The sequence below is a fragment of the Streptomyces shenzhenensis genome, from assembly GCF_021462265.1.
GTDB lineage: Bacteria > Actinomycetota > Actinomycetes > Streptomycetales > Streptomycetaceae > Streptomyces > Streptomyces shenzhenensis.
In genome coordinates this window covers 136,091-146,281 of the sequence record NZ_JAJONF010000024.1, presented here as the reverse complement: position 1 = coordinate 146,281, position 10,191 = coordinate 136,091, and the positions used below count along the sequence as shown (strand labels likewise).

The following is a 10,191-nucleotide window of genomic DNA, read 5'->3' as shown; positions in this document are numbered from 1 at the left end:
CGCCGTCGGGCCGCTCGGCCGGGTGAGGCCTCGCGGGCGGCCGGGCGGGGACCGGTCAGGCCGGGTCGACCTCGCGCAGGAGGCCGGTGCGGACGTCGAAGACGAAGCCGCGTACGTCGTCGGTGTGCAGCAGGAACGGCGAGGTGCGCACCCGCTGCATGGACTGCCGGACGTCCTGGTCGACGTCCCGGAAGGACTCCACCGCCCAGGCCGGGCGCTGGCCGACCTCCATCTCCAGCTCGGTGCGGAACTCCTCGGTGAGAGCCTCCAGGCCGCAGCCGGTGTGGTGGATCAGCACGATGCTGCGGGTGCCGAGCTTGCGCTGGCTGATGGTGAGGGAGCGGATCACGTCGTCGGTGACCACGCCGCCGGCGTTGCGGATGGTGTGGCAGTCGCCGAGCTGCAGGCCTAGCGCCTGGTGCAGGTCCAGGCGGGCATCCATGCAGGCCACCACGGCCACGTGCAGCACGGGCCGGGCGTCCATGCCGGGGTCGGTGAAGGCGGACGCGTAGGTCCGGTTGGCGTCGACCAGGCGATCCGTCACGGTGCCGTCCATGGTTATGGCGCCTTCGGATCCAGTGGGAGCTGCTGCGGAAGTCGTCATAGTCATGACGTTACTGGTCAAGGGCGGTCACGGCCTCCTGTGAGAGGCGACAAAGAACGTCATCGTGGCTTGTTGTGAGCTAATCCACAGGGATGGCAAAACGCAGCCGAACGGATGATTACCGGTCAATCCCCGCCGTGGTCGGGCCGCCGTACGCGCCGCGCAGGCCGGTTGATTGACCGCGCGACACGGTGGACTAAAGTGACGCGAAGCGGGAGGCGAGGCTCTCCCCGCTGGTGAAATCCCCCGGAGACCCCGGCACCGCGCCCGGGCCGTCTCCCCACGTGCGCGGCGCGCGTACCGAGCGGGCGGGGACCCGGCGGTGCGTCCCCGTTGCCGGAACTGACCGGAACTGAGAGGCCCCCTTGAGCCAGAGTCGACACGTCCCGGTGATGCTGCAGCGGTGCCTGGATCTGCTGGCACCCGCCCTGGAGCGGCCGGGCAGCGTGGTCGTCGACTGCACCCTCGGCCTCGGCGGCCACAGCGAGGCGCTGCTGACCCGCTTCCCCGAGGCCCGCCTGGTCGCCCTCGACCGCGACAAGGAGGCCCTGCGGCTGTCCGGCGAGCGGCTCGCCCCCTTCGGTGAGCGCGCCACCCTGGTGCACGCCGTCTACGACGAGCTTCCCGGCGTACTCGAACGCCTCGGCATCGCGCGCGTGCAGGGTGTGCTCTTCGACCTCGGCGTCTCCTCCATGCAACTCGACGAGGCCGACCGGGGCTTCGCCTACGCCCAGGACGCGCCCCTGGACATGCGCATGGACCAGACGACCGGCATCAGCGCCGCCGACGTCCTCAACACCTACCCGGCCGGCGAGCTCGTCCGGATCCTGTACGCGTACGGCGAGGAGAAACAGGCCAAGCGGATCGTCTCGGCGATCGTCCGGGAGCGTGAGAAGGAGCCGTTCAGCAACAGCGCCCGGCTCGTGGAGCTGATCCGCAACGCGCTGCCGCAGGCCGCCAAGCGCACCGGCGGCAACCCGGCCAAGCGCACCTTCCAGGCGCTGCGCATCGAGGTCAACGGTGAACTGGCGGTCCTGGAGAGGGCGATCCCGGCCGCCGTGAAGGCCCTCGCGGTCGGCGGCCGGATCGCCGTACTGTCGTACCACTCGCTCGAAGACCGTCTGGTCAAGCAGGTGTTCGCGGCCGGCGCCGCCACCACCGCGCCGCCCGGGCTGCCGGTCGTGCCCGAGCAGTACCAGCCCCGGCTCAAGCTGCTCACGCGCGGTGCCGAACTTCCCACCGAGGAAGAGGTCGCCGAGAACCGCAGGGCCGCGCCGGCACGTCTTCGGGGAGCCCAGCGCATCAGGGAGGAAGCCGAGTGAGCCAGCGGGGTTTCCGGACCCACCGGAGGACACGTGAGTAGGAAACCCGAGCTGCGCGGGCGGGCCGCCCGGCTCGCCCGGCTCCTTCCGGGCGGCCAAGCCAACCAGGCCGCCCGCACCCCGTTCGTCCTGCTCGTCGTCCTGCTCCTCGGCGGCGGCCTGATCGGTCTGCTGGTGCTGAACTCGGCGCTCAGTGAGGGCTCGTTCCAACTCGACGACCTGCAGAAGCAGACCAAGAACCTGACCGACGAGGAACAGGCCCTGCAGCGGGACATCGACGCCTACTCCGCCCCGGACGCCCTCCAGCGCCGCGCCCGCGAGCTCGGCATGGTCCCCGGCGGCGACCCGGCCTTCCTCGACCCGGACGGCACCGTCAAGGGCGTCCCCAGCCCCGCCGCCCTCCGGCAGACGACCGTGCCCCTCGCCCCCGAGGCCCTCGGCACACCGTCCGCAGGCGCGCCGGCGCCCACTGCCTCCGTGCCGGTGATCACCCCGGCGGCGGCCTCCACGCCGGCCCCCGGTGCCACCCCCGTGACGTCCCCGACCCCGACCCCCGGCAGGTGACGGAAGTGCCAGACACTTCTGGAGAAAGGCGATCGCCGCGCCGCCGTGTGCCCGGCCCTCCCAAGCCGCCCCGCCCCCGGGACCCCAAAGGCGCCGTCCGGCGGCAGCCCGGCCCCGGCCCAGGCGCCCGCCCCGTCCGCCGTCCCGGCGCCCCGCGCCCCGCGGCCGCGCCTGCCCTGCGTCTCGGCAGCCCCCGCCCCCGGCTGCGCATGGTCGGCCTCGCCCTGACCCTGGTGCTGACGGTCTTCGTCGGGCGCCTGCTCCAGGTCCAGGCCGTCGACGCCAGCGCGTACGCGGCGAAGGCCGAGCAGAACCGGTACGTCGTGCACACCCTGGCCGCCGAGCGCGGCGGGATCACCGACCGCAACGGCGTGGCGCTGGCGATCAGCGAGGACGCGTACGACATCACCGCCGACCCCACGATGTTCACCAGCAAGCAGCTCAAGGTGGACGACGGACCCGAGCAGGCCGCCGCGCTGCTCGCCCCGATCCTCGGCAGGAACCAGGCCGACCTCGTCAAGCTGCTGCGGCCCGCGAACAAGGAGCTGCGCTACGTCCGGCTCGCCACCCGGCAGACCCCGCAGGTCTGGAAGCAGATCAAGGACCTGAAGGCCGCGCTGACCGCCAAAACCGGGACCGACCACAGCACCGTCAACGTGCTGGCCGGTGTCTTCGCCGACCCCAGCAGCCAGCGGGTCTACCCGAACGGCGACCTGGCCGCCGGGATACTGGGCTGGGTCAACGCCGACGGCAGGGGCGGCGGCGGCATCGAGTCGCAGCTGGACAAGAAGCTCACCGGCAAGGACGGCAAGATCCGCTACGCCCAGTCCGGCGGCCGCGAGGTGCCCACCGCGGGCTCCACCGAGACCCCGGCCGTGGCCGGCTCCGACGTCGAGCTGACCATCGACCGCGACATCCAGTGGGCCGCGCAGAACGCCATCACCGAGCAGGTCAAGCAGTCCAGGGCCGACCGCGGGTACGTGGTCGTCCAGGACACGCAGACCGGGCAGGTCCTGGCCATGGCCAACTCGCCCGGCTTCGACCCGAACGACCTGGCGTCGGCCGACGCCGCCGACCTGGGCAACGCGGCCCTCCAGGACGCCTACGAGCCCGGCTCCACGGCCAAGGTGATGTCGATGGCGGCCGTGCTGGAGCAGAACGCCGCCACCCCGCTCACGCACGTGGTGGTGCCCAACCGGCTGCACCGCGGCGACCGGCTCTTCAAGGACGACGTCGACCACGCCACCTGGTACCTCACGCTCAACGGCGTGCTCGCCAAGTCCAGCAACATCGGCACCATCCTGGCCGCCGGCCAGCTCGGCAAGACCCAGGAACAGGCCAACCGGGTCCTCTACTCGTACCTGCGCAAGTTCGGCATCGGCAGCTATTCAGGGCTCGGCTTCCCCGGCGAGACCAAGGGCATCCTGGCCGCCCCGGACAAGTGGTCGACGTCGCAGCAGTACACGATTCCTTTCGGCCAGGGCTTCTCCATCAACGCCATGCAGGCGGCCTCCGTCTACTCGACCATCGCCAACGGCGGGGTCCGCGTCGAGCCGACCCTGGTGCGCGGCACCAAGGGCGCCGACGGCCGCTACACCCCGGCCGCCCAGCCCAAGAAGACCCGTGTGATCAGTGCGAAGACGGCGAAGACCCTGGCCGAGATGCTGGAGTCCGTCGTGGACGACGAGCAGGGCACCGGCGCCAAGGCGGCCATCCCCGGCTACAACGTCGCCGGCAAGACCGGCACCGCCAACCGGGTGGATCCGGCCACCGGCAGATACCGCGGCTACACCTCGTCGTTCGCCGGCTTCGCACCCGCGGACAAGCCCCGCATCACCGTCTACTGCGCCATCCAGAACGCCACCGCCGGCAGCTACTTCGGCGGCCAGATCTGCGGCCCCATCTACAAGCAGGTGATGGAGTTCGCCCTCAAGACCCTCCAGATCCCGCCGACCGGCGCCAAGGCGGCCGGTCTGCCCGTCGACTACAAGCCCTGATCAGCGCCTCAGCACCTCGCACAGACCACCAGGAACGAGTTCGTGACAACGATCACCCCCGATCCCGGGAACCACGGGATGCCGCGCCCCTCGCTTCGCTCCGAAGCGGGTGCGCCCGGTACGCTCACCGCCGTGCCACACGCTGATCAGTCCCAAACCACCCAGAAGGGCGCTTCCGTGACACATCCGGGGCCGCCCAGGCCGGTTCAGAACTCCGCCACACCCCTCGCGGAGCTCGCCGATCAGCTGGGTGCCGCCGCCCCGGAACCCGCGACAGGCGCAGTCGACGTCACGGGCATCACCCATGACTCGCGCGCGGTCCGCCCCGGCGACCTGTACGCCGCCCTGCCGGGTGCCCGGCTGCACGGCGCCGACTTCGTCGCCCAGGCCGCCGGGCTCGGCGCGGTCGCCGTCCTGACCGACCCGACGGGCGCCGAACGCGCCGCCGCGACCGGCCTGCCGGTCCTGGTGGCCGACGACCCGCGCGCGCGGATGGGCGAGCTCGCGGCCACCATCTACGGCCGGCCGGGCCGCGACCTGCTCCAGATCGGCATCACCGGCACCTCGGGCAAGACCACCACGGCCTACCTGGTCGAGGGCGGTCTGAAGGGCACGCGCAGCACCGGCCTGATCGGCACGGTCGAGACGCGCATCGGCGAGGAGCGCATCAAGTCCGAGCGCACCACCCCCGAGGCCACCGACCTCCAGGCCCTGTTCGCCGTGATGCGCGAGCGCGGGGTCGAGGCGGTCGCCATGGAGGTCTCCAGCCACGCCCTGGTCCTCGGCCGGGTCGACGGCTGCGTCTTCGACATCGCCGTCTTCACCAACCTCAGCCCGGAGCACATGGAGTTCCACTCCGGCATGGAGGACTACTTCCGGGCCAAGGCGCAGCTGTTCACCCCGGAACGCAGCAGGCGGGGCGTGGTCAACGTCGACGACGAGTACGGCCGCCGGCTCGTCCGGGAGGCCTCCGTACCCGTCGTCACCTACTCCGCCGAGGGCCACCCGGACGCCGACTGGCGGGCCGCCGACGTGCACATCGGCCCGATGGACTCGACGTTCACCGTCATCGGGCCCGAGGGCGTCCGGATCGCCGCCAAGTCGCCGCTGCCGGGCCCCTTCAACGTGGCCAACACCCTCGCCGCGATCGTCGCCCTCGCCACCGCCGGCCTCGACCCGCAGACCGCCGCCGACGGCATCGCCGCCGTGCCGGGCGTGCCGGGCCGCCTGGAGCGCGTGGACGCCGGACAGCTCTACCTCGCGGTCGTGGACTACGCCCACAAGACGGACGCCGTCGAGTCGGTCCTCAGGGCCCTGCGCAAGGTCACCAAGGGCCGGCTGCTCATCGTCCTCGGCTGCGGCGGCGACCGCGACCGGACCAAGCGCGCCCCGATGGGCGCCGCCGCGGCCCGGCTCGCCGACATCGCCGTACTGACCTCCGACAACCCCCGCTCCGAGGATCCCCTCGCCATCCTCGCGACCATGCTGGAAGGCGCCGCCTCGGTGCCCGTCCACGAGCGCGGCGAGGTGCTCCTCTTCGAGGACCGGGCCGCCGCGATCGAGGCCGCCGTCGCCCGCGCGCACCCGGGCGACACCGTGCTGGTCGCCGGCAAGGGCCACGAACAGGGCCAGGACGTCGCCGGCGTGATCCGTCCCTTCGACGACCGTCAGGTCCTCCGCGAAGCCATCCAGAAAACCCAGGGATGAAAATCCAGAAGACCCAGGGGATGAACTTGTGATCGCCCTCTCTCTCGCCGAGATCGCAGCAGTCGTCGGCGGGCAGACGCACGACATACCGGATCCGTCCGTCCTGGTCACCGGCGAGGTCGTCCGGGACTCCCGCGAGGCGGGGCCGGGCAGTCTGTTCGCCGCCTTCGTGGGCGAGCGCGTGGACGGCCACGACTTCGCCGCCCAGGTCGTCGAGCAGGGCGCGGTCGCCGTACTGGCGTCGCGCCCCGTCGGCGTGCCCGCGATCGTCGTGGACGACGTCCAGACCGCCCTCGGCGCCCTCGCGCGTCATGTCGTACGACGGCTCGGCGCGACCCTCGTGGCGCTGACCGGCTCGGCCGGCAAGACCAGTACCAAGGACCTGATCGCCCAGGTGCTGCGCACCAAGGCGCCGACCGTGTTCACGCCCGGCTCGCTCAACAACGAGATCGGGCTGCCGCTGACCGCCCTGTCCGCCACCGAGGAGACGAAGTTCCTGGTGCTGGAGATGGGCGCCCGCGGCATCGGCCACATCCGCTACCTGACCGATCTGACGCCCCCGAGGATCGGCCTGGTCCTCAACGTCGGCACCGCCCACATCGGCGAGTTCGGCGGCCGGGAGCAGATCGCCCAGGCGAAGGGTGAGTTGGTGGAGGCGCTGCCCGCGGCCGAGGACGGCGGCGCCGCGATCCTCAACGCGGACGACCCGTTGGTGCGGGCCATGGCCTCCCGTACCAAGGCGAAGGTGGTCCTTTTCGGAGAGTCGGCCGAAGCGGACGTACGGGCCGAGAACGTACGACTCACGGACACGGGACAGCCCGCGTTCAGCCTTCACACACCCTCCGGTGCAAGCGATGTGACCATGCGCCTGTACGGTGAGCACCACGTGTCGAACGCGCTCGCCGCGGCCGCCGTCGCCCATGAGCTGGGCATGTCCGCGGAAGAGATCGCCCTCGCGCTCTCCGAGGCGGGCTCCCTCTCCCGCTGGCGTATGGAGGTCACCGAGCGCCCGGACGGCGTGACCATCGTCAACGACGCCTACAACGCCAACCCCGAGTCCATGCGAGCCGCGCTGCGCGCGCTCGCGGCCATGGGCAAGGGGCGCCGCACGTGGGCGGTGCTCGGCAAGATGGCCGAGCTCGGGGACGAGGCGCTCGCCGAGCACGACGCGGTCGGACGGCTTGCCGTCCGGCTCAATGTCGGCAAGCTCGTCGCTGTCGGGGGCGTGGAAGCCTCCTGGCTGCAACTGGGCGCATACAACGAGGGTTCGTGGGGTGAGGAGTCGGTGCACGTGTCCGACGCACAGGCGGCGATCGACCTGTTGCGCAGCGAGTTGCGCCCGGGGGACGTCGTACTCGTGAAGGCGTCACGGTCGGTGGGGCTGGAGAGCGTTGCGCAGGCGCTCCTCGAGGCCGGTGCCGAGGGTGTTGATGCCCGATGATGAAGCAGATCCTTTTCTCGGGCGTCATCGGTCTCTTCCTGACGCTGATCGGTACCCCGCTGCTGATCAAGCTCCTCGCCCGCAAGGGCTACGGCCAGTACATCCGTGACGACGGCCCGCGCGAGCACGCCAGCAAGCGCGGTACGCCGACGATGGGCGGTATCGCCTTCATACTCTCGACGGTCGCCGCCTACTTCCTGTCCAAGGTGATCACCGGCTACACCCCGACCTACTCGGGCCTGCTGGTACTGGGCCTGATGTGCGGGATGGGCCTGGTCGGCTTCCTGGACGACTACATCAAGATCGTCAAGCGGCGTTCGCTGGGTCTGCGGGCCAAGGCGAAGATGGCCGGCCAGCTGATCGTCGGTATCGCCTTCGCGGTGCTCTCGCTCCAGTTCGCCGACGCGCGCGGCAACACCCCGGCGTCCACGAAGCTGTCCTTCATCACGGACTTCGGCTGGTCGATCGGCCCGGTGCTGTTCGTGGTCTGGGCGCTGTTCATGATCCTCGCGATGTCGAACGGCGTGAACCTGACCGACGGTCTGGACGGCCTCGCCACCGGCGCCTCCGTGCTCGTCTTCGGCGCCTACACGTTCATCGGCGTCTGGCAGTTCCAGGAGTCCTGCGCCAACGCGATCACCCTGACCAACCCCAACGCCTGCTACGAGGTGCGCGACCCGCTGGACCTCGCGGTCATCGCCTCCGCGCTGATGGGTTCCTGCCTGGGCTTCCTGTGGTGGAACACCTCGCCTGCCAAGATCTTCATGGGCGACACCGGTTCGCTCGCGCTCGGCGGTGTCCTCACGGGCCTGGCGATCCTGTCCCGCACCGAACTCCTCGTCGCCATCATGGGCGGCCTGTTCGTCCTCATCACGATGTCGGTCGTCATCCAGGTCGGCTCCTTCCGGCTCACCGGCAAGCGCGTCTTCCGGATGGCACCGCTCCAGCACCACTTCGAACTCAAAGGCTGGTCCGAAGTCCTCGTGGTGGTCCGCTTCTGGATCATCCAGGGCATCTGTGTGATTGTCGGACTCGGCCTCTTCTACGCAGGATGGGCAGCGGACAAGTGACCTCCTCGGTGTCCCCGGACTTCCAGGGCATGCACGTCACCGTCGCCGGGCTCGGCGTCTCCGGTGTCCCGGCGGCCAAGGTGCTGCACGCGCGCGGGGCGATCGTCACGGTCGTCAACGACGGCGACGACGCACGCGCGCGTGAGCAGGCCGCCGAACTGGAGGCGCTGGGCGTCACGGTACGTCTCGGTGACACCGCGTCCGTCAGCGGCTCGGCCGCGGGCACCCTGCCGGAGGGCACCGAACTCATCGTCACCGCGCCGGGCTGGAAGCCGGACAAGCCGCTGTTCCAGGCGGCCCGCGCGGCCGGTGTCGACATCTGGGGCGACGTCGAGCTGGCCTGGCGGCTCCGGGGCCCCGACGCGGCCCCCTGGCTGGCCGTCACGGGCACCAACGGCAAGACCACCACCGTCCAGATGCTGGCGTCGATCCTGCGGGCGGCGGGCCTGCGCACGGCGGCGGTCGGCAACATCGGCGTCTCCCTGCTCGACGCGGTCCTCGAGGACCAGGCGTACGACGTCCTCGCGGTGGAGCTGTCGAGCTACCAGCTGCACTGGGCGCCCTCGCTGCGCGCCCACTCGGCGGCCGTGCTGAACGTCGCCCCGGACCACCTCGACTGGCACGGCTCCATGGAGGCGTACGCCAAGGACAAGGGCCGCGTCTACGAGGGCAACCGGGTCGCCTGCGTCTACAACGTCGCCGACAAGCTCACCGAGGAACTGGTGCGCGGGGCCGACGTCGAGGAGGGCTGCCGGGCCGTCGGCTTCACCCTCGGCACCCCGGGACCGTCCCAACTCGGCGTCGTGGACGGCATCCTGGTCGACCGCGCCTTCGTCGAGAACCGGCACAAGAACGCCCAGGAACTGGCCGAGGTCTCCGACGTCAACCCGCCGGCCCCGCACAACATCGCCAACGCCCTTGCCGCGGCGGCCCTCGCGCGCGCCTACGGGGTGCCCCCCACGGCCGTACGGGACGGGCTGCGGGCCTTCACGCCGGACGCCCACCGCATCGCGCACGTCGCCGACGTGGACCAGGTCGCGTACGTCGACGACTCCAAGGCCACCAACACCCACGCGGCGGAAGCCTCGTTGGCGTCGTATGAGTCGATCGTATGGATCGCGGGCGGGCTGGCGAAGGGCGCGACCTTCGACGAGCTGGTCGCCAAGTCGGCGAAGCGGCTTCGCGGTGTGGTGCTCATCGGCGCCGATCGCGCCCTCATCCGCGAGGCCCTCGCGCGACACGCGCCCGAAGTCCCGGTCGTCGACCTCGACCGGACCGACACTGGGGCGATGCTCGCGGCGGTCCGGGAGGCACGGCGACTCGCCGTCGCCGGAGACACGGTGCTGTTGGCACCCGCCTGTGCCTCCATGGACATGTTCGCCAACTACAACAAGCGCGGTGACGCGTTCGCTCAGGCGGTTCGCGAACTCGGCGCCTGACCCGGCCGCCTGCCGGGCGACCTTGGGAGGGACGCGTGGGACGCTCG

Annotated in this window: 8 protein-coding genes; 7 read left to right on the top strand and 1 reads right to left on the bottom strand. The window is 71.2% G+C overall.

Annotated features, from left to right (window positions below):
* Positions 1 to 55: 55 nt before the first annotated feature.
* On the bottom strand, positions 56 to 604 hold the full coding sequence (locus LQ326_RS28175; protein WP_181807490.1) for a beta-class carbonic anhydrase: 549 nt from the start codon (positions 602 to 604) through the stop codon (positions 56 to 58).
* A gap of 365 nt (positions 605 to 969) precedes the next feature.
* Between LQ326_RS28175 and rsmH the strand changes: the two genes are divergently transcribed.
* The 7 genes from rsmH to murD all read left to right on the top strand — a co-directional run bounded on the left by rsmH (position 970) and on the right by murD (position 10,144).
* On the top strand, positions 970 to 1,926 hold the full coding sequence (gene rsmH / locus LQ326_RS28170) for a 16S rRNA (cytosine(1402)-N(4))-methyltransferase RsmH (RefSeq protein WP_234541416.1): 957 nt from the start codon (positions 970 to 972) through the stop codon (positions 1,924 to 1,926).
* A gap of 33 nt (positions 1,927 to 1,959) precedes the next feature.
* Complete coding sequence (gene ftsL / locus LQ326_RS28165; RefSeq protein ID WP_234541414.1) at positions 1,960 to 2,490, top strand: cell division protein FtsL; 531 nt, start codon at positions 1,960 to 1,962, stop codon at positions 2,488 to 2,490.
* A gap of 209 nt (positions 2,491 to 2,699) precedes the next feature.
* The gene (locus LQ326_RS28160; RefSeq protein WP_372496974.1) at positions 2,700 to 4,487 is read left to right on the top strand and encodes a peptidoglycan D,D-transpeptidase FtsI family protein; all 1,788 of its coding nucleotides are present in this window, start codon (positions 2,700 to 2,702) and stop codon (positions 4,485 to 4,487) included.
* A 42-nt stretch (positions 4,488 to 4,529) separates the two neighbouring features.
* Positions 4,530 to 6,194 (top strand): UDP-N-acetylmuramoyl-L-alanyl-D-glutamate--2,6-diaminopimelate ligase, encoded by a 1,665-nt coding sequence (locus tag LQ326_RS28155; RefSeq protein ID WP_234541411.1) that lies wholly within the window; start codon positions 4,530 to 4,532, stop codon positions 6,192 to 6,194.
* A 28-nt stretch (positions 6,195 to 6,222) separates the two neighbouring features.
* On the top strand, positions 6,223 to 7,635 hold the full coding sequence (locus LQ326_RS28150) for a UDP-N-acetylmuramoyl-tripeptide--D-alanyl-D-alanine ligase (RefSeq protein ID WP_234541409.1): 1,413 nt from the start codon (positions 6,223 to 6,225) through the stop codon (positions 7,633 to 7,635).
* Positions 7,635 to 8,705: a phospho-N-acetylmuramoyl-pentapeptide-transferase gene (gene mraY, locus LQ326_RS28145; protein ID WP_181807536.1), complete on the top strand. Its 1,071-nt coding sequence runs from the start codon at positions 7,635 to 7,637 to the stop codon at positions 8,703 to 8,705. The genes LQ326_RS28150 and mraY overlap by 1 nt, the downstream gene beginning before the upstream one ends.
* Positions 8,687 to 10,144: a UDP-N-acetylmuramoyl-L-alanine--D-glutamate ligase gene (murD, locus tag LQ326_RS28140; RefSeq protein ID WP_234541408.1), complete on the top strand. Its 1,458-nt coding sequence runs from the start codon at positions 8,687 to 8,689 to the stop codon at positions 10,142 to 10,144. Before mraY ends, murD begins: the two co-directional genes overlap by 19 nt.
* Positions 10,145 to 10,191 lie beyond the last annotated feature (47 nt).

Coding starts and splice junctions, on each gene's coding strand:
- LQ326_RS28175 (WP_181807490.1), bottom strand. CDS start 604: ATGACGACTTCCGCAGCAGCTCCCACTGGATCCGAAGGCGCCATAACC.
- mraY (WP_181807536.1), top strand. CDS start 7,635: ATGAAGCAGATCCTTTTCTCGGGCGTCATCGGTCTCTTCCTGACGCTG.
- LQ326_RS28160 (WP_372496974.1), top strand. CDS start 2,700: ATGGTCGGCCTCGCCCTGACCCTGGTGCTGACGGTCTTCGTCGGGCGC.
- murD (WP_234541408.1), top strand. CDS start 8,687: ATGGGCAGCGGACAAGTGACCTCCTCGGTGTCCCCGGACTTCCAGGGC.